This window comes from Synechococcus sp. ROS8604 (assembly GCF_014279655.1).
Taxonomy (GTDB): Bacteria; Cyanobacteriota; Cyanobacteriia; order PCC-6307; family Cyanobiaceae; genus Synechococcus_C.
The window spans coordinates 1,626,337-1,649,151 of the sequence record NZ_CP047946.1 but is presented as its reverse complement, the minus strand read 5'-3'; the positions used below and the strand labels follow the sequence as shown (position 1 = coordinate 1,649,151).

Here is a 22,815-nt window from a genome sequence, read left to right as displayed (position 1 = left end):
GGAAGTTCGGGATCTTTGTCTCGTCATCCCGCAAACCGCCTCAACAGGTTGAGATCAATGCGGTAGGGGGGATACCGCAGCTTGAAATCCAAGCGGAAGGGCCGTCGCAGTACAGACTTGGCATGGCTGAAGGTGTCGAAGCCAGCCTGGCCGTGGTAATTGCCCATGCCGCTGCCGCCCACGCCGCCGAAGGGCAGATCCGGCACTCCTGCTTGCATCACCACATCGTTGAAGCAGACCCCACCGGAGCTCGAGGTTTCCAGCACTTCCTGCTGCTGGGCCTCATTGCCTCCAAAGAGGTAGAGCGCCAAGGGCTTGGGACCCTGGCGGATCTCGGCCAAGGTCTGGGTTAGGTCCTTCAGCTCCAGCACCGGCAGCAAGGGACCGAACAATTCATCGGCCATTAGGGGATCGCGGCGGTCGTCAACACGAATCACCGTCGGAGCGATGCGCCGCTGATCACGGTTGATCTCTCCGCCGATCAGGACGCGACCCTCCTGCTGCGCTTCTTCCAGCAGGGCTTCCAGACGTAGAAATTGCCGGTCGTTGACGATGCAGGCAAGTTGTTCCGACGCCAGGGGGTCGCTTCCGTACATGTCGGTGCGAGCTGAGGCCATGGCCTTCAGCAGCGCTGCCTTCAGCCCGGGCTGCACGAGCAGATGATCCGGCGCAATGCAGGTCTGGCCGGCATTGAGTGCTTTGCCCCAGATCAGTCGCCGTGCGCTCACCGTCATATCCGCACCTCCAAGCACAAGGGCCGGACTTTTCCCGCCAAGTTCCAGAGTCACCGGGGTGAGATGTGCCGCGGCTCCTTCGAGCACCTTGCGCCCGATGGCGCCACCGCCGGTGAAAAAGATGTGATCGAATGGCAGGGCAACCAGCGCCTCTGCGACGCTTCCATTCCCCTGTTCGACACGAACAACCTCAGGTTCGAAGTGCTTTGCAATCAGACGGCTGATCAAGTCTGCGATCGCCGGTGCGTGTTCGGATGGCTTCAGAACCGCGGTGTTTCCGGCGGCAAGGGCGCTGATCAGGGGCTGAAGCGTCAGAGAGAAGGGATAGTTCCAGGGACCGATGATCAGGACGCAGCCCAGCGGTTCTGGGATGACATCCGCTCGGCCAGGACGCTGTGCCAGGGGGACCGTGACGCGCCGGGGGCTCATCCATCTGCGAAGTTGGCGCTGGGCCAGCTTGAGTTCCTGGCGCAGCGCAACAATTTCGAAGAAGGCTTCGGTTGGGGGTTTGCCCAGATCTGCCGCCAGGGCTTCAATCACCTCCTGTTCGTGTTGTTCAACCAGCTCGCTGAGGCGCAGCAATTGGTCTCGTCGCCAAGTATCAGTTCGGGTGAGACCTCGACCCACGCTGTCCTGCATGCGGCGGAGTTCGTCGATGGACAGGATCAAAGGATTAACTCTTAAGTTTCAGGGTTAGCAATGGAGCGGCAGACCGGTGATCTATCTCTAATCCTGCGCAGCTTCGCCCGAATCCTGGGAATAACCAAGACCTGAGGAATCGGCATATCGCTGAGCGAAGCGCATGAAACGCTCAAAATCCTGCTCGCTCTTCCAGGTGTAGGTGGCTTCCAAGGCGCTTGGTTTGCCGTTCACAAACTTGCCATTCACCTCTCGCGTGACGAGCGTGCCCTCTTCATCGAGCATGAACACGCCTGTGATGGCTTCCATCACTTCAGGAGCTAGGGCCTCGGGTTGTTCAAACACGAAGATGGCCTGACCAGTTCGTCCATCACGACTGCGTGTCACGCGGATGTCAGGAACAACGGGTTCATCCACGCCGCGCAGGAACTGGATCACTGCCTTGCTTCCGTCTGCCATCAATGCTGCTCCAATACCTACGCGGGATCTTAAGGGGCTTCGATCGGTACAACGCGTCCGGTGTTAAGCAGTTCGATTGCCGCATCGTGCGGATTGCGGCCACTGAGATCAAGATTGGCTGTGTCGCGGGCTTGCTTGAGCTCGTGGTCGTAGCAGCGGTCGTAGTAGTCGAGCATCTCGCTGCAGGCATCGCGCCAGCGCTGATCTTTGATCGCCTCTAAAGCCGCTTGCGTCCTTTGAGGTCCGAGTCTGCGCTGGATGCGTTCCGTCGCTTTGCATAGATCATCGGCGTCTTGGCAGGCGTAAACATCCACGAGCTGATCAATTCGCTCATCGAGACTGCGTCGAATTTCGAGCACCGGTGCCTGCTGCATTTGCTCGAATAGTGCCCTTGGGATGCGGCAGCAGCCCACAGAGGAGCTCTCGGCTTCCAGCCAAATTTGAGGAGCGTGTTGTTTCCCGTAGCCATTTAGGGCTTCAGCCAGTTCATTCTCGTAATGCTGAGTGCTGGGCTGATGGGGTTGACCAAGACCACCGAAGCTGCTTCCACGGTGATGAGCTATCCCCTCCAAATCCACCACAGCCACGTTGTGAGTTTGCAAGGCGATCAGCAGATCGGTTTTTCCCGTGCCCGTTCTTCCACCAAGCAGCCGGATGGGCCAGCGGCGTTCAAATTGTTCGAGCACCCAGCGCCGATACACCTTGTATCCACCTTCGAGAACAAGGGTGGGATGGTCCTGGAGAGCCGCGAGCCAAGCCATGCTGTTCGAGCGCATCCCTCCCCGCCAGCAATAGAGCCGAAGCGGCTGGTCTGTGCCTCCAGCCGCCTTTGTTAGAGCTTTGGAAAGATCAACAAGGGCTGGGCCAGTGAAGCTCAGGCCGAGCTCGATGGCCTTTTTCCGGCCCTTTTGTTTGTAGGTGCGACCGACGATGCTCCTCTGTTCATCGTCAAACAGAGGGATGTTGATGGCTCCAGGCCAATGGCCCTGTGCAAATTCCGAGGGGGTGCGCACATCAACCAGCGTTCCGCGCGCTTCTCGAAACTGATCGATATCGCTCACGTTTGTGGATCCCATCCCTGACATAGTGGGATAACGCCGAGCCAGTTAGAGCCGGTAGTACGTCATGCTTTCTGGTCTTTCTTCTTCATCCGATCTCAGCGTCGACCAGCTTCTAGAGAAATTCTCCAGTGGCTCTTCACGACAAAAACGCTCCTTGATCCCAGCAGTCGAGAAAGCGGCTGATCAGCTGGCTGCCATGGGTGCGGCTGCTCTTGCTTCCTTTGATCATGAAGGAGACGAGTGGGCTGCTGGTTGGATTTTGCAGACCCTGCATCGTCATCAACCGTCGGCCCTGGGTCCTCTTTTCGGTGCTTCTGGGGGATGGTTTGCCACAGGTTCGGAATCCGATCTGGATTATTCCCCCCTTCAGCAGGCCCTTCTCGAAGAACGGTTTGAAGAGGCTGATCGCCTCACCAGCGTTTTTCTTCGCAAGCTGGCCGGAGAGCTGGCTGAACGGCGGGGATACGTCTATTTCAGCGAAGTCTTGACCATGAGTGGGCTGGACCTTGTCACGATGGATCGTCTTTGGATCGCCTACTCCCAAGGCCGGTTTGGGTTCACAGTGCAGGCCCGTTTGCTGGCCACTCTCAATGGTCGTTACGACAAGCTTTGGCCTCGGATTGGCTGGAAGAAGGAAGGAGTCTGGACGCGTTATCCGAAGGCGTTCGATTGGTCATTGAAGGCTCCTGAGGGTCATATGCCTCTGGTTAACCAGCTTCGTGGTGTTCGACTGATCGATGCCCTTCTCAACCATCCGTCCCTGGTTGCTCGTCAATGAGTGAATGCGCTGTGGCATGGACCAGATCAAGGGGTATGGTCAAAACAGAATGCTTCGGTCCTGATGTCATCGCGGCTTGGATCGACTTCAGGGTCGTTCAGTTTTAATCTCACCCCCTCGTTTCAACGAACGCGCTGGGCTGATTTCATTCTTCCGTCCACGCTGCAACTCTCTCCCTTGCTGGAGTTGCTTCTCGATCCCGTGGACTGTGATGAGACAACCGGTCGTTTGCAGCTCGGTCTTCAGGAAGCTCTCGTCAATGCTGTGCGTCATGGGAACGCAGGCGATCCCAACAAGTGTTTGCGTGTGCGCCGCATCCTCACGCCTCAATGGATGATTTGGCAGATTCAGGATGAAGGGGAAGGAGTCCCCACCCATGCACGTCTCGGTGAGCTTCCTGAGTGCATCGAAGCCAATCAAGGCCGTGGCTTGTTTTTGATTTATCAGTGTTTTGACGATGTGCGCTGGAGTCGACGCGGGAATCGCGTTCAGTTGGCATGCCGCCGTCCCGTGTCTCGCGTGACCTCCCTCAACGATGCGGACAGCCAGGGTCTTTCAGTTCCCGTCTGATCCAGCGCAGTGCTTGCTCGGTGAGCTCCTCAACATCGTTGCGCTCTCCACCCTGGATGAGTTGAGAGAGAGCAGCAGCCATCAGTTCAGCGCTGCGACGGTCGGCATCGGTCTTTAATCGATGCCAGTCACGGTCGCCAAGACTCAAGCAACGATGAAGCTCCTGCGCCAGTTCAGGGGCGGATTCTGGCCAGCGCGATTCAGCCTTTGACATGGTCTTCTGACGATCGGTTTCATTTATCCTGATGCTTCACGTGTATGGCTGTGACGTGCACAGTGAGCGCTTTCATGGCATCAGGTTCCCGTCACAAACAGCTACGTCCGTTACACGCCCTGGCCGCTCTGATTCACATTCAGCCGAGGCGTTGGGAAGCCAACGATGTCCGTTCAAGGCGACGATTGCAACGTCGCAACCTGCTTCAACAAGTTGTTGAAGAGCAAGATGAATTTGAATGGATTTTCAAACCAACAACGGCCCCAAAGTTTTGGCGTTCGCTTCGCTGGGGAGGCCCTGGAGTATTGATTGGATTTGTCTTGGCCAAGCTGTCGTCGGGCAGCTAAAGTGCATCCCTGGGTTTAACCAACCAGCGTTTTGTGATGAACAATCACAAGCGATTCAGGCGCGGTGAGAGGCCCTTCAGAAGAAGGAAGTTCATTGTGGTCGGCAGGAACAGCCTGGCCTTTCAACCAAGCTTGATGCAGTGCGTGGCGCCGCGTGTCTTCTTCAAGAACGAGACGATCAGCAGCATCCTGAGGTGTTTCTCCGTGCAAAAGGGATGTACGAATACAGATTCCAAATCCATGCGCCTCCACTTGCACTTTGCCTTCCATTAGGACCAACTGAAATGTCCAGCCTTGAAGCCAGCGAACATAAAAAGGGTTGATCATCAAAGCCCTCGGCAAGGGTTCCTGCACCTTATGGGGCGTTGGTCGCCCTGAAGAAGGGTGTGTCAGGGAATCACTTCAAGGCTTGTTGGCAGTCCAAACTCTCATCATGAAATGGGATTCAGCTGAGATCCCTGTGAAGCCAGCGTTGCTCAGGCGTGATTCGATGTCATCTGAAATGAAATCTCGGTAGAAAGGCTCGTGAAAGATCCGTCGGAAGTTATCCATCGCCACGCTGTACTGCGGTGAATCTTTGAGCTGAATGGAGTCGGCGAGAACAAGTACTCCACCGGGCTCAAGCAATCGATAGGCATCATTAAGAACCGCCTGCCGCGCTTCAGCAGGAAGCTCATGCATGAGGAAAACGCAGGTCACCGCCTGCATGCTTTCGTCACCAAAGGGCATGGATTCAGCATTGCCTTGAAGCAGCTGCACAAGGCTGTCGCTTCCCTTGTTGAGCCAACGATTGGCCTGACGCAAATAGGACTCAGACAAGTCCAGGCCAAAGAGTGAGGCCTTTGGTAGAGCCGCTCGAATCTGGTGAAGCGTCCGACCGGTTCCCGTCGCTACGTCGAGGATGCGAAGACTGGCGTCTGGGCGATCACTAAACCGCTTCAAGCCACGCTTCAAAGGGGCAATCAGCCTGCGGCGCATCGAGTCTGTGGACCCGTTGAACAGGATGTCGACTTGCAAGTCGTAGAGCTCAGCGGAATGATCGCTGAGATACCCATCGGTTTGATGATGGAAATTTTGGAGGTAGTAATCCGGGTAGAGCTCTTTGTCGTGCGTATTGGGAATGTCTTGGACGTTGCGTGATCGTCGCCTGGCCCAATTTGAGGGTAGGTCAAGCCACACGCGGGGATAGCGCTCGGCCCACTCCAACCAGGGGATATCAAACAGCAGGGACGACGGATAAAGCCCCTGTTCTGACTCCTGCCAATCGATGTCCTGAAGGGCGTTCAAGGAGCGTCGCAATTCATTGGTCAAGGCGTCGGGAACCGGTTCTGTGCTGGGCACGACATCGGGTGCCAACAGCTCCATGGCTTTGGTGCTCAGCTCCTTATGCGCCAGTCCTGCCAGGCTCCGGCCCTGCTGGATGGTGCGGTAGGCGATTTCGGTCAGGCTCGACGCCATTGGGCTGTAGTTGGATCGATACGCCTATTTCAATGGATGAGGCCATCCAACCGAGGATGCAAATCAGGCCATTCCGGCAAGAATTGTGAAGCGGATGAAAATTTCGTATCAACCGATACAGAATGTTTGCATCGAAACGAGGCCTTGCATCATGAAAGCCGTTCTTCGTTCTCTCCCGGTTGATTACAGCGGCAATGTGCTGGAGCGTCACCAGAAGGCCGCTGTTGAGTTTCTCGCCTGGGCCGATCATCACGCCCATGAGCAAAGGTTGAGCCAATCGAGTCAGGCTCAGCTCGAGGGACATCCAGATCTTCTTGATTCCAATAGCGCTCAGGCTCAACAGCGCGTTTGGGCGAATCGCCATGCGCATCAAAAGCATCTTCACGACAGCGCCATGGCTCACCTTCGCCACAGCTGAGACATCACCAGTCTATTTGGATGTTTATTGAGACGCTCAAAAGGGACTGGTTAAGATCCCAAACTTCCCGCAATCGCTTGGCATTGATATCAGTCAAGATTTGCAATAGTAAGACAATTATGGTCTTTGAGGGCGGGCATTTAGCGACAACATCTCTGAGCATTGAATGCGTTAAACTTCGCCGCTTAAAGACTTGTTGCGTTTTAGATGTTTAGTAGCCAATCTCTGCCTAATTCAGTCAAGGTTTTTTATTGGCTGTGGGCATTTTCGTTTCCATATGATTACCGCTACTTACCATTGCCGAAAGAGCCAACGGGTTTGGTCTTTATTGGTTTCTGGATTGTCTGGTTGGGTGTTGGTGGTTTGATCGCTGTACCACTTGGTGAATGGATCGCCAAGAGAAATGGTTCATAGATGGTGTTGCTTTTAAAGCTATATGGTTTGTTGGTTCTTGAATCGGCTCGTATTGAGGTTTATTGATGAATGCCTTTTGTGATTGGAACCCCACTGCAAACAGAGTTTATTCGCTTCTCCATCACTGGCCTGCTCGACTCTGCGGAAGCGCAGCCACTCAAAAGTCAGCCTGTGGACAGCTCCTCAATGGAGAATTCGCTACGCAAAGCTCTGGCATCTTGAATTCTTTGTTGGCTTGCAAGATGTCTCAAGCGCTCGTCAAGCCATTTGCGTAGGCGCGGAGTGAACAGCTGAGATGATTGCCCATCCGATGGTTGGTGCTCGCCAAATGGAATCGTCATCGGATTTACCAGTGAACTCACGTTAACGAGAAAAGAGAATGCGATGGGATCTATTTTGTGCCTTGGATGTTGAGTGGGTTCATGCATTCAATTGAATGAAGACCAACATCCCTTGTTGCTCTTGTGAACCTTTTCTCCAAGGCTGATTCTGTAGATGTCGGAACTGTCGAGACGGCATTCTTCCTCATTGTTGGCAATGGGAGCCGTTGCTTCTGTTTTTGTGACTCCCTCGGTGCAATATTTTTGTGCTATCGACGAAGCCCAATTTTTAAAGGAATCTTCAGTGGATGTTGTCGCAAAATTCGTGGAATTTGTGCAAATTGTTTCTGCCGATGCTCCCTTTTGGATGTCGGATTCGATCAATTCTGCCCACTTTTTTTCATTGACGCCTTGCCATTGTGCTTGTGCTGATGGAGGAGCCCAGCAGAGTGCCGTGAACAAGAACAGTGACGTGGCGGAGATTGGGACCAGGGGTTTCATGGGCTGGTGAATGGAGGATGTCCCTATGGCCTTTGCCATTATTTTATTGCAATCACAATAACCCAAATCATGTTGATGTCTGAGATTATCTAAACAGCAAGCGAACGATTGGTGAGTCTTCTCATTGAAAGCTCAGTTAATCACTAGGCTGCTATCAGGATTTTTGTGGAGTTGTTTTATTGTCACCATTGCTTAGCTCAACAACAAGCGATCCACGAAATCGTGCCAGCTAAGACTTTTCTGCTGGTTTGGGAACACCAACGCTTGTTCCCCGGCGCTTAGGGGTGGTTGGCCGATGCTTTGCAGGAGACGCGTTAATTCCTCTTGATCGAGACGATCATTGCCATTGGCATCAACGGGCATTAAGTACAGCAGCAGCCGTTCTTCTCCCTGCCGGAGTCGTTGCAAGCGTTGGATGAGCTGGCTGAATTCAGCGGAGTCGATGTGGCCATCACCGTTGAGATCCATCGACGCCATCGTTGCCGTTAGTTGATCGTTGAGGGATGAGGTTCGGCGCTGATGGCTTTGCTTGCTCGTCCCGCCTGACAACAGCGCATGGCGTAGCTCCTCAAGGCTGAGCTGGCCATCACGGTTCAGGTCGAGCTCATCAAAAAGAGCTTGTATCTCGCTGTTCAGCTCGCTTTGAGTCTGTTCCCCCCCAGCGTTGGGGGCCATGCCGTCCAGCCTCTGTCGCAAGTTGCGGCGGAAGCTTCCTAACAATTCACTCGCCACCAGAAACCGTTTGCGGTGTTCCTCAGGGCTAACAACGGCATGCAGGGCCACAGGAATCAGTGCCGGCAGGGTTCGGCCAGCCAGACGCTGCAGCATCCAGGTTGTGAGCACGAAGCTCAGAGTGAGCGCTGGCAGGCTGCCCATCAACCTCCCCTGTAGACCCTGTACAAGGCTGGCAAACCCGGCTCCGATGAGAGCCATGACCAGGGTTCTGCGTCCGGGCACGTGGAAGATTCCGCCAAGGGCGATCGCCACCAAAACGCCGTTGTAACCCCATAACCCCTGGGCTACAGCAGCGCTGTCAGCTCCGCTTGCCAAGGCGGTGATCATTCCCATCAGGGCGCCACACGCTCCGAGCGCGGCGGCGATGGGGCTTGCGACCGCAACTGCCAGGAGAACGAGCCATCCGCTGACCAGGTCGGAACAGAGAAACACCTGTCCGAAGCTGTGGGGAAGGCCGAAAGCCAATGCCTGAACTGAGCCAGGCGAAGCCGCCGCTTTCACCGTCTCGATGCTGTCTGGCATTTGAGGGCTCACCAAGGCCACCAGTCCCCAGGTGATCAGGCAGAACGGCAGGGTGAGCGCCGGCGGGTCTCCGCGGAGATGAAAGAGGCGTCGCCACAGTTCGAGTATCAGCGTTGTGAGTCCGCCTCCGAACGCTACGAACACTGCGATCAGCCCGGTATCTACCACGGATCTGGAGTCAGCTACAACTGCCGCGGCGCATCCCACAAGGGCACCGTTGAAGCCGTGGATTCCCTGATCGCGCAGGCTTTGGCCAAGATTCAGCAGCTTGGAAACGGCGTTTGCTGCAGCCATCCCCAAGACAGCCAAGAGAGCCATCCAAGGTGACTGGATCAGAAAGGCCAGCAGCAGCAGGCCACCACTGAGGGGATGGTTGATAAAAATCACTTGGGAAAAGCTGCGTAGACCGCTTTCCCAGGGCCCCGCCCGGAAATGCTGTTCAGCAAATAACCCCTTTCGTCCTAAAGGCGCGGGCGGCGGCGGTAGGAGAGCTTGCAGAAGCTCGTACACCGAAGGGGCGTCAGCTTGCATGGGATGAGGATGAAGAGGGTGAGCTGAACCGCTCTCCAAGAACCTCAAGCCCAGCCCGGAAGATTCCCAAAGAGAGTTCCGCCAGGGTGTTCAGTTCATCGAGGTAGGGATTGATTTCACAAATTTCCCAGCAGCAGACCCTGGGATCGGAGAGAAGCGGGCGGAGCAGGAGAATGGCCTCGTGCGCCCAGAGCCCCCCAGGAACGGGGGTGCCTGTGCCTTTGCAGATGGTTGAGTCCATCGCATCCACATCGAAGGTCACATCAATCAGGTCCACGTCGGCGAGGTGGGAGAGGCAGGAGAGGCAGTGATTGGCAGCTTGAATGGCTCCCTTACGTCTGACCTGCTCGGTGCTGATCACTGGTATGGAGTGGCTGGCCAAGGTGACATCCTCAGCGGCCTCGGTGTCTCTGACGCCGACATAAATCAGATCACGGAAGTCGATCGCTGCAGATTCGAAACCGTGCAGTTGCTGCAGATCCTTCCAGAGTTGTCGGGTGACAGGCTCTGGATCATTGATCGCCTCTGAAAGATTGTCGTGCCCGCAGGCGATCGCCAAGGGCATCCCATGCATATTCCCCGAAGGGGTCGTGAAGGGGGAATGAATATCAGCGTGGGCATCGATCCAGATCACCCCAAGCCGCGACTGTGGATGGGCACGACGGATCCCTGCAATGGTTGAGGCGGCGGTGGAGTGGTCTCCCGCAAGGACGATTGGGGAGCTCTGCTGCTGAAGCGTGCTGCATACCAAATTCGCTGCGTCCTGCATCACGCCAGCGATGGTTTTGATGTGACGAGCGTGGGGTGTGGTGCTTTTTCCTGTGGTAGCGGCATGGGCCGATGGTGTTTTTCCCTCTCGAATCTCGGCGATCAAGCCTGCGCTCATTTTTTGGAGATCTTGCTGGTGTTTGACAGCACTTTTGAACATTTCAATGCCTGAACCTGCGCCGGGTTTCCCCGCTCCCAGGTCACAGTCCACCTCCACAAGACTGACTCCACTCAGCCCAGCCGTGCTGCTGATCTGCACCAGGCTTTTCTTTAAGCGTTTGAGGTCTGCAAGGGAGCAATTGAGGCGGTTGTGGTCTTCCAGCAGGGTTAAAAACTCATCAACGCGGATCCGTCCGTTCCCATCGCGATCAAGCCTCTCCAGCAACTCCTGGGAATCGATGGATGCTTCTGGTGTGCCCAGCAGAGACACTATCAACGAAAGCTCGTCGTGACTGAGCCAGCCGCTCCCATCTGTATCGACAAGCTGAAACAGATCTCTCAACAACTGATGGGTTCCCAGCCCAGCCCAGGCTGCTTGCTTGCCCAGCTCAGAAAGTCTTCTCGGCTGACGTCACTTGGGCTATCCATGAACTGGCGAAGGGCCTTGGCTTCCTGTTCAGCGATGATTCCCGCCATTGAGGTGAGCACTTGATTCACCTCGGTGGGAGTGATAGCTCCATCGCCGTTTACTTCAAAGAGGGAGAAGAGAGAGGAAAGCTCGTTTTCGAGAGGGATTATTGACACGCAAGTACAACAGAGTGGGCATGGATAGGACCTGAAGTGACTCAACTCCGAGCATCACAAGTGACGTTGGACTGTTGACACTAATATTATTTGTTAATAACCTCTACAGAATTGTCGCTTTGGCTACAAATTTTCTATTCACGGTAAAGATATTAGAATTCTGGTTTATGTTTTCGATGGATTTTCAAGGGACTTTGGAGGAGTTGCAGGCGTTGGTCGCGCAATTGGGCGTTCCATGTCATTGGCAACATAAAGGTGCCTATGAGCTTGCTCTCTTTGACGACGGCGTCAGCAATCTCAAGCTGAACTGGTGGCCTCTCACTGGAGAATTGAGTTTGGTGGGAGATCCGGAAGTGCGAGACAACATTCTGGAGAAGCTTCAGATTTTGCTTCAGGACTCCACGCAGGTATGAACGATCAGGCTGAATCCATTGGAGGGTTGAGCCATGGATCATGTCTTGAATCAACATTGCGATTCAAATGAATAGCAAGGTGTGCAGGGCATTCATCACTGTAGGGTCTGTTACTTCTATTCCTTTTTCTCATTAATTTCGCAGTAGGCTTGACAGCTTTAATCCGATCTGTGCCCATAAAAAATGATCCCCATTAGGAGGATCATTAGGAGGCTTGTTTGAGGCCTGAGTGCTACGGAACCGTTTCGATCAGGCGTCGTAGTACATGGTGAATTCGTGGGGATGGGGCCGCTGACGCAGCTGCTGCACTTCTTCGTACTTCATGTTGATCCAGTTGTCGATGAAGTCTTTGGTGAAAACACCACCCTCTAACAAGTAGTGATGATCAGCGTTCAAAGCTTCTAAAGCTCCGTTCAGAGAGGCAGGAACGGTTGCGATGTCCTTGAGCTGCTCTGCGGGAAGTTCAAACAGGTCACCATCGAAGCCATCACCAGGATCAATCTGGTTCTTAATGCCATCGATACCAGCCATCATCATGGCGGCAAAGGCCAAATAGGGATTGGCTAACGCATCCCCGGATCTGAATTCCAAGCGCTTGGCCTTTGGACTCGGGCCGGTGAGGGGGATTCGAACGGCGGCAGATCGATTGCCCTCTGAATACACCAAATTGACCGGTGCTTCAAATCCTGGGACGAGTCGCTTGTAGCTATTGGTGGTGGGATTGGTGAAGGCCAGGAAGCTTGGAGCATGCTTCAAGATTCCGCCGATGTACCAACGGGCTGTTTGAGACAAGTTGGCGTAGGTGCCTTCCCCGAAGAACAAGGGCTGACCACCCTTCCACAGGCTCTGGTGCACGTGCATGCCTGTGCCGTTGTCATTAAAGACAGGCTTCGGCATGAAGGTTGCTGTTTTGCCGTACTTCTTGGCCACGTTGCGGACGACGTACTTGTAGGTCATCACGTTGTCGGCAGCTTGAATGAGTTCGTCGAACTTCATTCCCAATTCGTGCTGACCGGCACCAGCAACTTCATGGTGATGCTTCTCAATTGGGATCCCCAATTGGGCCATCATTAACAACATCTCAGAGCGGATATCTTGCGCTGTGTCGTTTGGTGCTACAGGAAAATAACCTTCCTTCGTTTGGATTTTGTAGGCGAGGTTCCCGCCTTCTTCCACCCGTCCGGAGTTCCAGCCAGCCTCAATGGTGTCGACGCTGTAGAAGCACCCACCTTCGCTTGAGTTGTAGCGAACGTCATCGAAGAGGAAAAATTCAGGCTCTGGACCAAAAAATGCCTTGTCTGCCAGCCCTGTATTGGAGAGATAAGCCAACGCTTTCTGTGCCAATGCACGGGGACAACGCTCATAAGGGTCACCCGTTCTTGGGTCCTGAATCGAGCAGATCAGGCTGAGGGTCTTATGGCGATAAAACGGATCCACCCATGCCGTGGCGGGGTCTGGAACCATGGACATGTCGGAAGCGTTGATCGCTTTCCAGCCGCGTATGGAGGATCCATCAAAGGCCAGGCCTTCCCGAAAGGCATCCTCATCGACCATGTCCGAGCACACGGTGAGGTGTTGCCACTTGCCGTGCAGATCGGAAAATTTGAGGTCGATCAGCTCGATCCCTTCGTCCTTGATCTGACGGAGGACGTCCTGAGCAGTTTTAGCCATGGTTGAGGCTGCAGCCGAGAGTATCTCGCGTAACCGTAGGCATCGATCTGACACGGTTTTGTATCAACGCGCACTTTTTGCCGCCGCCGCCCTCCTGGTCAGGTCTTTGGGTGAGGCGCGGGTCAGCGCTTGGTAACCGTTTCTGTCAAATTCCTTGGATCCCTGGTGATGAAAGCGTTCTGCCCGCCTTTGTGGTGTTACCTTCCAGCCAGTGATCCCTAGCGTCCCCCATCATGCGTGATGCCATCACCGGGTTGATCGGCCGTTACGACCAATTGGGTCGCTATTTCGATCGATCGGCCATCGATCGGATCGAGGGTTATTTCGGCCAAGCAGAGCTACGACTCAAGGCCGTGGAGCTCATCAATCGCGAAGCGACTGAGCTGGTAAGAGAAGCCAGCCAAAGACTGTTTGTAGGCGACCCTGAACTGCTCTTGCCTGGTGGCAACGCCTACACCACACGGAGGCTTTCAGCTTGCTTGCGCGACATGGATTATTTCCTCCGTTACGCCAGTTACGCCCTGATTGCCGACGACAGCACGATCCTGAATGAACGGGTGCTGAACGGCTTGGACGACACCTACAAGAGCCTGGGTGTTCCCACCGGTCCCACGGTTCGCAGCATGATCCTGCTTGCCGATGTTCTCTGCGAGCGCATGGTGGCGGAGGGATCAAGTCCGAGCGATTGCCTGATGCTTCGCAAGCCCTTCGACCATCTGGCCTCAGGTCTTTCCGCCAACGACATCAGCCAGCGTTAAGCGCTCCATCCTTGATCTCGTTACAAGAGGCGTTGCAAAGCAACTGTTTTGCTCCCTTTTCAGGCCTGTCCATGCGTAGGCTGCACGCCATTAGTTGGTTACCGTGGCTTTGGCGACGACGCATTCCCCCCTGTCGGTTGACTCGTCCCACCGAAGGGCCATTGCCCCGATCAGCACTCCCGATCGTTTGCTGCTCGGACCAGGACCTTCGAACGCCGATCCAACGGTGCTCAAGGCTTTGTCTCGGACTCCGATTGGCCATCTCGATCCGCTTTATGTGGAGTTGATGGGCGAAGTGCAGGAGCTTCTTCGCTATGCCTGGCAGACCGACAACCGCTTGACCTTGCCGATGAGCGGCACGGGGAGCGCTGCCATGGAGGCAACGCTTGCCAATACGGTTGAACCCGGCGACACCGTTCTGGTCGCTGTCAAGGGCTACTTCGGGAACCGCCTTGTGGACATGGCCGGTCGTTACCGCGCCAATGTGAAGGTGATCGAAAAGCCTTGGGGTGAAGCCTTCACCAAGGAAGAGCTTGAAGCGGCTCTGATTGAGCACAAGCCCACCATCTTGGCGATGGTGCATGCCGAAACCTCCACCGGCGTGTGTCAACCGATGGAAGGAATCGGAGATCTCTGCCGCAAGCACGATTGCTTGCTCCTGCTCGACACCGTGACCTCTCTTGGTGGGGTCCCCCTCTATCTCGATGAATGGAAGGTGGACCTGGCCTACAGCTGTAGTCAGAAGGGACTGAGCTGCCCTCCAGGTCTTGGTCCATTCACCATGGGACCCCGCGCTGAAGCGAAGCTCGCCGCACGGCAAGACAAGGTGCCTAATTGGTATCTCGATGTTTCCCTTCTCAATCAGTACTGGGGCAGTGACCGCGTGTATCACCACACAGCACCGGTCAATATGAATTTCGGCATGCGTGAAGCGCTCAGGCTGTTGGCAGAAGAGGGCTTGGATATGGCTTGGGCCCGTCACCGCAGCAACGCTGAGGCGCTTTGGTCTGGTTTGGAAGCGATCGGTCTCGAAATGCATGTGCCCGAGGAGCTTCGGCTGCCCACACTCACCACCGTTCGTATCCCAAATGATGTGGATGGCAAGGCCTTCACGCAACATCTGCTCAACAACCACGGCATTGAAGTGGGTGGCGGCCTTGGTGTCCTTGCTGGAAAAATCTGGCGAATCGGACTGATGGGCTACAACTCCAACCCCGAGAACGTCAGCAGGTTGTTGAATCTGTTTGAAACGGAGCTTCCCCAGTTCCGACAGAACGTCGCCGTTGCTGCTTAAACCAGCCCGACAGCATCACTTTCGCCTCTTCACCCCGCACACCACCGATCACGGACATTCGGTGGTGTGCACTGGTGTGAGTCGCCAAGTTGATCGTGCTCCCCAAGGCTCCTCGCTTCGGGTCCGTGGCAGCAAAGATGACCTGTCCGACTCTTGCTTGAACCAAGGCGCCGGCACACATTGGACACGGCTCCAAGGTCACCAACAGGGTGCAGTCATTCAGACGCCAGTCATCCTGCAACAGGCAGGCCTGACGAATGGCCATCAACTCCGCGTGCCCAAGCGGGTCATTGTTGAGCTCCCTCTGGTTCATGCCATGGCCAATGCAGCGGCCTCGCTGATCCAAAACAATGGCGCAAACGGGAACGTCTCCCCGTTCGCCGAAACGACGCGCGCGTTCAATCAAACGTCCCATCCAGGCTTGCATCTGCGTTGGAGATAGGTCGATTGGAGACTGCACCATCAGGCTGTTCGCTGTGCGCGTCGGGGGATCTGCCGGCCCTTCAATGTGCCACCACAGGGGACAATGATCATTCCCCATCTTGTCTTCTTGGTCGGACCTTCAAGGAATCCTGAACCGGTCGCTCTTTCGGCGTTTGCTTCACCCGATGCGCTTGACCCTCAACTCCTTCAGTTTTTGGAGGGTGCTTCCGAGCGCTTATGCAACTGGATCGGTTCGGCGGCTGAGAGGGGTCCTTTGCCAGCACTTCGAGTGCTGCCAGATGCTGCTCCGCAGACCCATGGACGCTCCATGGAGCAACTTCTGGATGACCTTCAGCAGGTGATGGATGGGGCGTTTCAGCCTTCCCACCCCGGGGCGATTGCCCATCTCGATCCGCCGCCGTTGAGTGCGTCGATCGCTGCAGATTTGATCTGCGCCGGGCTGAATAACAACCTTTTGGCCGAAGAGCTGTCTCCCAGTTTGAGTCATCTCGAACGGCAGCTTTGCGCCTGGTTTGCTGAGCGCATTGGCTTTCCTGCAGGGGCTTCTGGTGTTGCGGCAAGTGGCGGCACGCTCAGCAATTTGATCGCCTTGGTTGCCGCTCGCCATCACGCTGGCTTGGACCACAACCCAGAGGCCGTGGTGGTGGTGAGTGCTGATGCGCACGTGTCATGGCACAAGGCAGCGCGCGTCATGGGGCTTCAACGGGATGGTGTTCGTGCCATTCCAGTGAACGAGCAAGGGCTCATTGATCTGCAGCTACTAGAGGCTGCCTTGGCAGCGCTTGCAAGCGAGGGACGCCCTTGTATCGCAGTTGTTGCAACAGCAGGCACCACTGTGCGCGGAGCCATCGACCCCGTGTCTGCCATCGCTGATTTCTGCGGTCGGTTGGGTCTATGGCTGCATGTGGATGGGGCGATCGGTGCGGTTTTTGCTCTCAGCGCCCACACCACCCATCTGCTTCACGGGATTGCGCGCGCTGATTCGATCACCGTGAATCCTCAGAAAGTTCTCGGCATTACAAAGACCTCATCGCTTCTCTTGGTTCGCAATCCCTCCGTTCTGGCTGAAGCTTTCTCCACAGGCCTTCCCTATATGGAGCCAGCCCTCGAGCACGATCACGGCGGAGAACTGGGGTTGCAGGGAAGCCGTCCCGCGGAAGTGCTCAAACTCTGGCTTGGTTTGCGGCAACTTGGTGAATCGGGAATTGAGCAGGTGTTGTCCGCTGCGATTGCTCGCCGTGAGTACCTCCAGCAACAACTGGATCCCAACAGGCTGATGATTCTCTCGGGCCCTTTGCATGTGCTCGCCTGTCGGCCGCAACGAGGACAGGCCCAGCAGCACGAAAGCTGGTCGATCGAGACACGCCGGCTCTTGCTCAGCCAAGGCATCATGGTGTCGAGGCCGCTCCATCAGGGACGGCATCATCTCAAGGCTGTCCTTGGTAACCCCCACACCCATGACGGTTTGTTGGATCAACTGGCATCCGCTCTGAATCAATCCGTGGAGGTTCGGCCCTAATGGCGGCTCCCAAGCAGCAACGCGGCCGCTGGGTGGCCATCGTCACAGGGATTGTTTCTGTGCTGATCGGCGTGGCCTATTTGGCCCTGATCACGGTTCTCGATGCCCGGGGCCCGATGCGTCCTCCCCCGCCCGAGGCCCTGGTTGGGGTGGTAAGCGCTTCTTTGCCGTCTGGCGCAATGGTTCCACCACCTGCCTGAGAGCGGTGTCGAGAAATCGCTTGAGGGCGCTATCGCGACGGTTGAGCTCGTAGTGCCGCTGCACAACGTCCTGCACGCCACCATCTCCCCAATCTTGATCTTGCTGGAAATAGGTGATGAAACTGGCTCCGGCAATCCGCGTCAGCCAGGCAGCAGCCACGCCCTGAACGGCTTTTCCCAGGAGCAGGGTGGGCAGATTCACACTGAGTGCTGTGCCGATCAAGGCCACCCCGCCTTTCACAACACCGAGGCCTGCCAGGGTTCTCCCCACCGAGACGGCCAACTCCTGAGCTTTGTCCCGGGTTAACTGCACGTTGTAGACCTTCGCGACCTCCATCACCATCTGGGCATTCACTGCCGCGGTGCCCAGCAAGTCGATGCCGGGGAGTGGTGTCGCTGCCACCACGCCAGCACTAATCCAGCTGTAACGATCCACGATCCGTCGCGCTTCGGTCTGCCGCTGGCGGTTGAGCAGCGATCGCCCCTTATCGCCCAGCGTCCTGCATTGAAGAAGAATGTTGTCCGCTAAGAGCTCTTCGCCGTCGGCGTGCAGCACCACGGCCATGCGTTGGAGCAGCACCGCCACCTCAGCAGGAGGTTGCCAGGGTTTTTGGCCAGGTCTTGGCAAGGATTGGGGAGCGGCGCTGGTTGGGATCACATCCTCAGCAGCCAGCAGGCCTTTGCAACGTCCGCGTAGCAAGGCCAGTAGACGCTTTTCCTCCTCCTCTCCTCTTAAATCGCATTTGTTCAAGACCAACATCAAGCGCTTGCCCAAGCCCGCAAGGCTGCGCACCACATCCCATTCGGCAGAGCGAAGATCTCCATCCACCACCACCAGCATCAAGTCGGCACGGCTGGCGCGTTCCCGGGCTTCCTGTTCCCGATCTCTTCCGTCAAGGCCGCTTTCCAGGATTCCTGGGGTATCCACCAATTGCAGCCCGCGCTCCAGCTTGTTGAGGCGAAGCCGATAGGTCTGGCTGCCGGTTGTGGAGCCCATTGCTGCTCCAACACGCCCAACAATGTCTTGGAGAAGGGCACGAATCAGGGATGTTTTCCCACTGGAGCCCGTGCCAAACACCACCACCACCAAATCGCCGCGGGCCAATTCACGGGCAACGCGTTCCCGTTCCAGATGCAGCGCTTGCCGGGCTACGTCGTCTTGAAGACGCTCTAAAAGGCGATCAATGCTTTCCAGGCTCTGTTCAGCTGCTTGTCGACGCGACCCAGGCGGTGAAGGGGCTGTGCTGCTGGCGTTGTTGGCTCCGCGACGGCTTTTCCATCCCTTCCACCAGGGCCAGCCAATCTGTATGACAAAAGCAAGCACCAGGAGGGTGCCGATGAGCAGCACTGGACCCACCAGCCAGGGCGGAAGGATATAGCTGAGATCCCAGAGCAGATTGCGAATCGCCTGAAGCACCAGTCCAAGCACCAGCAGGAGAATCAGCCCTGCGGCAGCCAACAAAATCAGGCGATTGGATCCCTTCATCGGCCCGCCACACCGCCCTGTCCTGCGGCACGAATGATCCGGCCCCAAAGAGAGGCTGCTACGGCGCTGGAACTGGCTGAGGGACTGTTGTCATCGTTGCCCAGCCAGATTCCCAGCACCCAATGGCGACTCGGCTCATAGCCAATGAACAGCAGGTCACGGCCATCGTTGGTGGTTCCTGTTTTTCCGCCTTCCTGTCCACCCAGCGAGGCGGCTCGGCCGGTGCCGCTGCGAATCACCGATCGCATCAATCCCTGCATTTGCTGCGCTGTCTGTCCCTTCAACACACGACGGGCCGCTTGGCGCTCCCCAGTGCTGTCATGACCAATGCCGCTATGTCCATTGAGGCTGCCGCAGCCACTCGGTCGATCCAAGCGGCAGGTTTCAGCATCAAGCAAACGACGAATGGTGGTAGGCGCTTGCCAGATGCCGCCATTGGCCACAGCGGCATAGGCACTGGTGAGCTCAATTAAGCGAACTTCACTCTGTCCAAGAGCGAGCCCCGGTACAGGATCCAAGGGAGTGGTGATTCCCAGGCGTTTTGCCAAGCTCACCACTTGCTCCAGGCCCACGCGTTGGGCCAAGCGCAGCGCTGCGGTGTTGTGGCTTGAGGCGAAGGCACTGGCCAAGGTCAGTTGGCCCGAACAGGTGCTGTCGAAGCGCTGTCCTCCCCAGCGAAGGGGGCTGCAATCCAAGGTGTCGTTGGGTTTCAGGCCTTGTTCCAGGGCCGCCAAGTAAGTGATGAGTTTGAAGGTGCTTCCTGGTTGCCGCAACGCCATTGAGGCACGGTTGAACTGGCTCGCGTTGTAGTCACGACCTCCGGCGATGGCGAGAACTCCGCCCGTGCGGCTGTCGAGCACAACAGCAGCCCCCTCTTGAACACCCAGCGTTCCGCTGTTGGCCAACAAACCGCTCAATTGGCGTTCCAGCACAGATTGCAGAACAGGGTCTAAGTGCGTTTCGATCAAGAAATTTCCTTCATCCGCCACGTCTGGACCCACTAGCGCTTTGAGGTCTCGGCGCACTTGATCGGTGTAGAAGGGTGCTGAGCGACTGACCTGCTCCCGACTGCAGGCCTCTTTTGCAAGCTGAATCGGTTGACGACGCGCCAGTCGCGCCTGCTCCAGGGAGAGTCGACCGCCATCGGCCATTTTGTTGATCACCCGATTACGCGCTTTTAAAGCGCGCTGGGGAAACTGACAGGGATCGTGGCCATTGGGTGATGGCAATAAACCCACAAGAAGTGCAGCCTGCTGCACGTTTAGATCTGCTGCGGATTGATCAAAAAACACGCGTGAGGCATCTTCGAATCCCCAACCAACGCCCAAGTACACGCGGTTGAGATAGCTCAGCAGCAATTGGCTTTTGCTGAAGCGACTTTCCAACTGCAAGGACACAAGCAGCTCTTTCCATTTCCTCGCCAGGGTGTCTCCATCTCCTACGTAATTGGGATACAGGCTGCGAGCTAATTGTTGCGTGAGACTGCTGCCTCCCTCCAGCACCTGTCCGCCGATCAAATTGGTGCTGAAGGCTCTCAACGTGCCAATGGGATCGACGCCCGGATGCCACCAGAAGCGGTTGTCCTCACTACTCAGAAGAGCATCAACGAGCAAAGGGGAGAACGCCTTTACCGACCTGAGCTCGCGATGACGACTGGAGTCAACGGAGGCGAGCGGTTGGTTGTTGCCGTCGTAGATGGCCACCGGACCGCGCACGCGTGCCAGTTGCCCACGGATCGGCATGGTGATGTGGGAGAGCAGCAGCAGAGCACCACCGCCGCCCAGGCATCCCAATACGAAAAAGCCCAACCAGCGTTCGATCCGATGGCGACGTCGCCCTGCGGCGTCAACAAACTGCAGAAAGGGAGCCGTGGCGTCTAGGGAGGGCGCGAACTGAACCACGTCTCCATCGCGTAGTTCCAGCTGCTTGACCCGCCGGCCTTTCCACCACAAGCCATTGGTGGAATCCAAATCTTGAAGGATCCAGTGCCGCCCCTGACGTTGCAGCACAGCGTGTTGGCGGCTGACGGCTGGATGATCGATGCTCACTTCCAGAGGACCATCGCGGCCAATGCGATAGCCGTCGCCATGCAAGGCAATGGAACGAACCTCCTGATCGTCCTGATGAATGATCAGTTGGGCTGAGCAGGGGCCGTCAGGATTTCGCTTGTCCATTGCGTTGGGAGAGAGCGTCGATGGCGAAGCAGAGGACGGCGAGGTTGATGGCGATGTCCGCGCCATTGAAGATGGGAAAACGGAATGGCACGAGCTCGAGGAAGTCCGTGACATATCCCAGTTGCCAGCGGTCGATGCCATTGCCCAGCGTTCCTCCCAGCAGACAGGCCAGAGCAAGACCTAACCAAAGATCAAGTCGCTTGGATCGCCAGATCCAGCCCAGCAAACCAACCGAAACGAGCAGGCTGAGAACGCTGAGAAGGGCTGTGGAGTCACTCAACATGCTGAAGGCGGCACCGGTGTTGCGTACCAGCCGCAACTGCAGCAATCCTGGGAGGAATGGCTGCGACAAATTTGGAAGCAGGTGGAATCGAGCCCAATATTTGGACGCTTGATCCATCAGCAGGATCAACAGGCTGATCAACACAACTGTGCGACGCCGGATCAGTCGGTTGCTGCGGCTGATCATTCGATCCAGAGCAAACGACGAATGGGCAGCGCAATGAGGGCAATGGCCACGCAAAGCGTCAGTTGGGCTAATAAGGGACCGAGGCTGTAACTGAACAACAAATCAGGAAGTGATTCACTCCAACGGCTCAAAACCGTTCCGAGAAGCAAGTTAAGAATTCCGCATAGCTGAATTGTGATGACGCCGGCAATGCCCGCCAACGTGAGGCGCGCTGAGTCGTTCATCCCTGCTTGGTGGGCAAGACGTCCCGTGAGCCAGGCTGCTGGAACAAAGCCAGCGAGATAGCCAAAGGCTGGGGTTTGCACGTAGTCCAAACCTCCACCGTCATGGAAGACCGGAAGATCAACCAACCCCACCGTGATGTAGGCAACCGCTGCCATCACGCCCGATCGTGGGCCGCAGACAAGGGCGCACAGCAGGAGTGCTGGCACTTGCCAGGTGCTGGGCAAACTCAGCAATCGGGGAGGAATCTCTGCAACGGGCAGCAAAACGGCAGCAGGAATCAAACTGCCCACAAGAATGAGAAGTATTCCCGCGATCGCGCCGCTCCAAGTGGCAAGAGCCCGCACGGCTACATAACAGCTGCCCCCATCCTGCTGTAGGAGAGGGTGATTGCCCAGGTGTCATGACCGTTTCCATCGGTGACCAAGTCCGACTGATCAGCCCGATGCCCTATCTCAAAACGGCAGATCCAATGCCAATGCTTCGGCCTTCCGATCTCGTTGGCAGTGATGAATCCGGAGCGGTGGTTGCTCTCCATCCCCTCGAAATTGCCGCTGTGCGCTTTCGGCGAGGCACCTTTTTAATTCCGATCAATCGTTTATGTCCCGATGGAGCAGAGGAGGAACGTTAAGGACTTGTCGCGTTCCCTTGTTCTTCACTCCAGACAGGAAGCTCACAACAGAGCCACTGATTTGCCTGATCCAATCCGCTGAGGATCGAATCTTATGAACAGCGTGCTGGCGGGCGAAAGCGTTGCAAGAAGCTTGTTCAAGACTGATTCAATAAGTGTTCTATATGGTTATGGGTTCCTTGGCTTAAAATCCTTGTTTAAATCGATTAGGATCCTGAATCGATTTTGGTTAAGACCAAGTTAATTGTTAGTAAAAGATCAGCAAAGAAGAGAGGTTTGAAGTGCTTGTAATCAGGGATACAGCCTGTTGATGTCTTGCAT

General features: G+C 56.1%; 25 protein-coding genes. 10 read left to right on the top strand and 15 right to left on the bottom strand.

Annotated features, from left to right (window positions below):
* Nucleotides 1-23: 23 nt before the first annotated feature.
* The 3 genes from SynROS8604_RS08645 to mnmH form a co-directional block, all read right to left on the bottom strand.
* Nucleotides 24-1,373 carry an aldehyde dehydrogenase family protein gene (locus SynROS8604_RS08645; protein WP_370586588.1) on the bottom strand — a complete coding sequence of 450 codons (1,350 nt, stop codon included), beginning with the start codon at nucleotides 1,371-1,373 and terminating at the stop codon, nucleotides 24-26.
* An 87-nt stretch (nucleotides 1,374-1,460) separates the two neighbouring features.
* On the bottom strand, nucleotides 1,461-1,832 hold the full coding sequence (gene psb28 / locus SynROS8604_RS08640) for a photosystem II reaction center protein Psb28 (RefSeq protein ID WP_186543673.1): 372 nt from the start codon (nucleotides 1,830-1,832) through the stop codon (nucleotides 1,461-1,463).
* Nucleotides 1,833-1,861: 29 nt separating this feature from the next.
* Nucleotides 1,862-2,917, bottom strand: a complete 1,056-nt coding sequence (gene mnmH, locus SynROS8604_RS08635) for a tRNA 2-selenouridine(34) synthase MnmH (RefSeq protein WP_186543672.1) — start codon at nucleotides 2,915-2,917, stop codon at nucleotides 1,862-1,864.
* 40 nt (nucleotides 2,918-2,957) lie between these two features.
* Here mnmH and SynROS8604_RS08630 point away from each other — a divergent pair, with 40 nt between their 5' ends.
* Together SynROS8604_RS08630 and SynROS8604_RS08625 are read left to right on the top strand one after the other, a co-directional pair.
* Nucleotides 2,958-3,671 carry a GUN4 domain-containing protein gene (locus SynROS8604_RS08630; protein ID WP_186543671.1) on the top strand — a complete coding sequence of 238 codons (714 nt, stop codon included), beginning with the start codon at nucleotides 2,958-2,960 and terminating at the stop codon, nucleotides 3,669-3,671.
* A gap of 63 nt (nucleotides 3,672-3,734) precedes the next feature.
* Nucleotides 3,735-4,241, top strand: coding sequence for an ATP-binding protein (locus SynROS8604_RS08625; protein WP_186543670.1), 507 nt, complete (start codon nucleotides 3,735-3,737; stop codon nucleotides 4,239-4,241).
* Here SynROS8604_RS08625 and SynROS8604_RS08620 read toward each other — a convergent pair.
* A complete protein-coding gene (locus tag SynROS8604_RS08620; protein ID WP_186543669.1) occupies nucleotides 4,201-4,455 on the bottom strand; it encodes a DUF6439 family protein in 255 nt (84 codons plus the stop codon). The genes SynROS8604_RS08625 and SynROS8604_RS08620 overlap by 41 nt on opposite strands.
* A 74-nt stretch (nucleotides 4,456-4,529) precedes the next feature.
* On the opposite strand from SynROS8604_RS08620, the gene SynROS8604_RS08615 reads away from it, so the two are divergent.
* Complete coding sequence (locus SynROS8604_RS08615) at nucleotides 4,530-4,802, top strand: hypothetical protein (protein ID WP_255444968.1); 273 nt, start codon at nucleotides 4,530-4,532, stop codon at nucleotides 4,800-4,802.
* A gap of 15 nt (nucleotides 4,803-4,817) precedes the next feature.
* Here the strand turns inward: SynROS8604_RS08615 and SynROS8604_RS08610 are convergent, their stop codons facing one another.
* Together SynROS8604_RS08610 and SynROS8604_RS08605 are read right to left on the bottom strand one after the other, a co-directional pair.
* Nucleotides 4,818-5,129: a copper-binding protein gene (locus SynROS8604_RS08610; RefSeq protein WP_186543667.1), complete on the bottom strand. Its 312-nt coding sequence runs from the start codon at nucleotides 5,127-5,129 to the stop codon at nucleotides 4,818-4,820.
* 75 nt (nucleotides 5,130-5,204) lie between these two features.
* On the bottom strand, nucleotides 5,205-6,260 hold the full coding sequence (locus SynROS8604_RS08605) for a class I SAM-dependent methyltransferase (protein WP_186543666.1): 1,056 nt from the start codon (nucleotides 6,258-6,260) through the stop codon (nucleotides 5,205-5,207).
* 151 nt (nucleotides 6,261-6,411) lie between these two features.
* On the opposite strand from SynROS8604_RS08605, the gene SynROS8604_RS08600 reads away from it, so the two are divergent.
* Both SynROS8604_RS08600 and SynROS8604_RS08590 read left to right on the top strand, forming a co-directional pair.
* The gene (locus SynROS8604_RS08600) at nucleotides 6,412-6,678 is read left to right on the top strand and encodes a hypothetical protein (protein ID WP_186543665.1); all 267 of its coding nucleotides are present in this window, start codon (nucleotides 6,412-6,414) and stop codon (nucleotides 6,676-6,678) included.
* A 909-nt stretch (nucleotides 6,679-7,587) separates the two neighbouring features.
* A complete protein-coding gene (locus tag SynROS8604_RS08590; RefSeq protein WP_186543663.1) occupies nucleotides 7,588-7,923 on the top strand; it encodes a hypothetical protein in 336 nt (111 codons plus the stop codon).
* Nucleotides 7,924-8,105: 182 nt separating this feature from the next.
* Here SynROS8604_RS08590 and SynROS8604_RS08585 read toward each other — a convergent pair whose 3' ends face one another.
* The 3 genes from SynROS8604_RS08585 to SynROS8604_RS15885 are packed head-to-tail and all read right to left on the bottom strand — an operon-like array spanning nucleotide 8,106 to nucleotide 11,213.
* The gene (locus tag SynROS8604_RS08585) at nucleotides 8,106-9,701 is read right to left on the bottom strand and encodes an urea transporter (protein ID WP_186543662.1); all 1,596 of its coding nucleotides are present in this window, start codon (nucleotides 9,699-9,701) and stop codon (nucleotides 8,106-8,108) included.
* Nucleotides 9,691-10,971 (bottom strand): arginase family protein, encoded by a 1,281-nt coding sequence (locus SynROS8604_RS08580; RefSeq protein ID WP_255444967.1) that lies wholly within the window; start codon nucleotides 10,969-10,971, stop codon nucleotides 9,691-9,693. Before SynROS8604_RS08580 ends, SynROS8604_RS08585 begins: the two co-directional genes overlap by 11 nt.
* The gene (locus SynROS8604_RS15885; protein ID WP_255444966.1) at nucleotides 10,968-11,213 is read right to left on the bottom strand and encodes a hypothetical protein; all 246 of its coding nucleotides are present in this window, start codon (nucleotides 11,211-11,213) and stop codon (nucleotides 10,968-10,970) included. Before SynROS8604_RS15885 ends, SynROS8604_RS08580 begins: the two co-directional genes overlap by 4 nt.
* A 176-nt stretch (nucleotides 11,214-11,389) precedes the next feature.
* Here SynROS8604_RS15885 and SynROS8604_RS08575 point away from each other — a divergent pair, with 176 nt between their 5' ends.
* Nucleotides 11,390-11,626: a hypothetical protein gene (locus tag SynROS8604_RS08575; protein WP_186543661.1), complete on the top strand. Its 237-nt coding sequence runs from the start codon at nucleotides 11,390-11,392 to the stop codon at nucleotides 11,624-11,626.
* Nucleotides 11,627-11,875: 249 nt separating this feature from the next.
* Here SynROS8604_RS08575 and glnA read toward each other — a convergent pair whose 3' ends face one another.
* On the bottom strand, nucleotides 11,876-13,297 hold the full coding sequence (gene glnA / locus SynROS8604_RS08570; protein WP_186543660.1) for a type I glutamate--ammonia ligase: 1,422 nt from the start codon (nucleotides 13,295-13,297) through the stop codon (nucleotides 11,876-11,878).
* A 233-nt stretch (nucleotides 13,298-13,530) separates the two neighbouring features.
* Here glnA and SynROS8604_RS08565 point away from each other — a divergent pair, with 233 nt between their 5' ends.
* Entirely contained in the window at nucleotides 13,531-14,055 is a 525-nt protein-coding gene (locus SynROS8604_RS08565) for an allophycocyanin subunit beta-18 (protein WP_006852826.1), read from the top strand.
* 109 nt (nucleotides 14,056-14,164) lie between these two features.
* A complete protein-coding gene (locus SynROS8604_RS08560) occupies nucleotides 14,165-15,349 on the top strand; it encodes an alanine--glyoxylate aminotransferase family protein (protein ID WP_186545902.1) in 1,185 nt (394 codons plus the stop codon).
* Here SynROS8604_RS08560 and SynROS8604_RS08555 read toward each other — a convergent pair.
* Nucleotides 15,279-15,812 carry a nucleoside deaminase gene (locus SynROS8604_RS08555; protein ID WP_186543659.1) on the bottom strand — a complete coding sequence of 178 codons (534 nt, stop codon included), beginning with the start codon at nucleotides 15,810-15,812 and terminating at the stop codon, nucleotides 15,279-15,281. The genes SynROS8604_RS08560 and SynROS8604_RS08555 overlap by 71 nt on opposite strands.
* 63 nt (nucleotides 15,813-15,875) lie before the next feature.
* Between SynROS8604_RS08555 and SynROS8604_RS08550 the strand changes: the two genes are divergently transcribed.
* Nucleotides 15,876-17,312, top strand: coding sequence for an aminotransferase class V-fold PLP-dependent enzyme (locus SynROS8604_RS08550; protein ID WP_186543658.1), 1,437 nt, complete (start codon nucleotides 15,876-15,878; stop codon nucleotides 17,310-17,312).
* Nucleotides 17,313-17,402: 90 nt separating this feature from the next.
* Here SynROS8604_RS08550 and SynROS8604_RS08545 read toward each other — a convergent pair whose 3' ends face one another.
* Genes SynROS8604_RS08545 through SynROS8604_RS08530 form a run of 4 tightly spaced genes read right to left on the bottom strand, consistent with a single transcriptional unit; the run spans nucleotide 17,403 to nucleotide 22,210 of the window.
* The gene (locus tag SynROS8604_RS08545; RefSeq protein ID WP_186543657.1) at nucleotides 17,403-18,998 is read right to left on the bottom strand and encodes a YcjF family protein; all 1,596 of its coding nucleotides are present in this window, start codon (nucleotides 18,996-18,998) and stop codon (nucleotides 17,403-17,405) included.
* Entirely contained in the window at nucleotides 18,995-21,172 is a 2,178-nt protein-coding gene (locus SynROS8604_RS08540; protein WP_186543656.1) for a transglycosylase domain-containing protein, read from the bottom strand. Before SynROS8604_RS08540 ends, SynROS8604_RS08545 begins: the two co-directional genes overlap by 4 nt.
* On the bottom strand, nucleotides 21,153-21,641 hold the full coding sequence (gene lspA, locus SynROS8604_RS08535; protein ID WP_115071312.1) for a signal peptidase II: 489 nt from the start codon (nucleotides 21,639-21,641) through the stop codon (nucleotides 21,153-21,155). Before lspA ends, SynROS8604_RS08540 begins: the two co-directional genes overlap by 20 nt.
* Complete coding sequence (locus tag SynROS8604_RS08530; RefSeq protein WP_186543655.1) at nucleotides 21,638-22,210, bottom strand: biotin transporter BioY; 573 nt, start codon at nucleotides 22,208-22,210, stop codon at nucleotides 21,638-21,640. Before SynROS8604_RS08530 ends, lspA begins: the two co-directional genes overlap by 4 nt.
* A gap of 56 nt (nucleotides 22,211-22,266) precedes the next feature.
* On the opposite strand from SynROS8604_RS08530, the gene SynROS8604_RS08525 reads away from it, so the two are divergent.
* On the top strand, nucleotides 22,267-22,494 hold the full coding sequence (locus SynROS8604_RS08525; protein ID WP_186543654.1) for an NAD(P)H dehydrogenase assembly family protein: 228 nt from the start codon (nucleotides 22,267-22,269) through the stop codon (nucleotides 22,492-22,494).
* Nucleotides 22,495-22,815 lie beyond the last annotated feature (321 nt).

Bases quoted from the DNA above. Each gene is read 5' to 3' on its own strand.
- SynROS8604_RS08545 (WP_186543657.1), bottom strand. From the start codon at position 18,998: ATGAAGGGATCCAATCGCCTGATTTTGTTGGCTGCCGCAGGGCTGATT.
- SynROS8604_RS08555 (WP_186543659.1), bottom strand. From the start codon at position 15,812: ATGGTGCAGTCTCCAATCGACCTATCTCCAACGCAGATGCAAGCCTGG.
- SynROS8604_RS08605 (WP_186543666.1), bottom strand. From the start codon at position 6,260: ATGGCGTCGAGCCTGACCGAAATCGCCTACCGCACCATCCAGCAGGGC.
- SynROS8604_RS08550 (WP_186543658.1), top strand. From the start codon at position 15,876: ATGATCATTCCCCATCTTGTCTTCTTGGTCGGACCTTCAAGGAATCCT.
- SynROS8604_RS08575 (WP_186543661.1), top strand. From the start codon at position 11,390: ATGGATTTTCAAGGGACTTTGGAGGAGTTGCAGGCGTTGGTCGCGCAA.
- SynROS8604_RS08645 (WP_370586588.1), bottom strand. From the start codon at position 1,373: ATGCAGGACAGCGTGGGTCGAGGTCTCACCCGAACTGATACTTGGCGA.
- SynROS8604_RS08540 (WP_186543656.1), bottom strand. From the start codon at position 21,172: ATGGACAAGCGAAATCCTGACGGCCCCTGCTCAGCCCAACTGATCATT.
- psb28 (WP_186543673.1), bottom strand. From the start codon at position 1,832: ATGGCAGACGGAAGCAAGGCAGTGATCCAGTTCCTGCGCGGCGTGGAT.
- lspA (WP_115071312.1), bottom strand. From the start codon at position 21,641: ATGATCAGCCGCAGCAACCGACTGATCCGGCGTCGCACAGTTGTGTTG.
- SynROS8604_RS08620 (WP_186543669.1), bottom strand. From the start codon at position 4,455: ATGTCAAAGGCTGAATCGCGCTGGCCAGAATCCGCCCCTGAACTGGCG.
- glnA (WP_186543660.1), bottom strand. From the start codon at position 13,297: ATGGCTAAAACTGCTCAGGACGTCCTCCGTCAGATCAAGGACGAAGGG.
- SynROS8604_RS08610 (WP_186543667.1), bottom strand. From the start codon at position 5,129: ATGATCAACCCTTTTTATGTTCGCTGGCTTCAAGGCTGGACATTTCAG.
- SynROS8604_RS08590 (WP_186543663.1), top strand. From the start codon at position 7,588: ATGTCGGAACTGTCGAGACGGCATTCTTCCTCATTGTTGGCAATGGGA.
- SynROS8604_RS08625 (WP_186543670.1), top strand. From the start codon at position 3,735: ATGTCATCGCGGCTTGGATCGACTTCAGGGTCGTTCAGTTTTAATCTC.
- SynROS8604_RS08525 (WP_186543654.1), top strand. From the start codon at position 22,267: ATGACCGTTTCCATCGGTGACCAAGTCCGACTGATCAGCCCGATGCCC.
- SynROS8604_RS08615 (WP_255444968.1), top strand. From the start codon at position 4,530: ATGGCATCAGGTTCCCGTCACAAACAGCTACGTCCGTTACACGCCCTG.
- SynROS8604_RS08565 (WP_006852826.1), top strand. From the start codon at position 13,531: ATGCGTGATGCCATCACCGGGTTGATCGGCCGTTACGACCAATTGGGT.
- SynROS8604_RS08630 (WP_186543671.1), top strand. From the start codon at position 2,958: ATGCTTTCTGGTCTTTCTTCTTCATCCGATCTCAGCGTCGACCAGCTT.
- SynROS8604_RS08585 (WP_186543662.1), bottom strand. From the start codon at position 9,701: ATGCAAGCTGACGCCCCTTCGGTGTACGAGCTTCTGCAAGCTCTCCTA.
- mnmH (WP_186543672.1), bottom strand. From the start codon at position 2,917: ATGTCAGGGATGGGATCCACAAACGTGAGCGATATCGATCAGTTTCGA.
- SynROS8604_RS08600 (WP_186543665.1), top strand. From the start codon at position 6,412: ATGAAAGCCGTTCTTCGTTCTCTCCCGGTTGATTACAGCGGCAATGTG.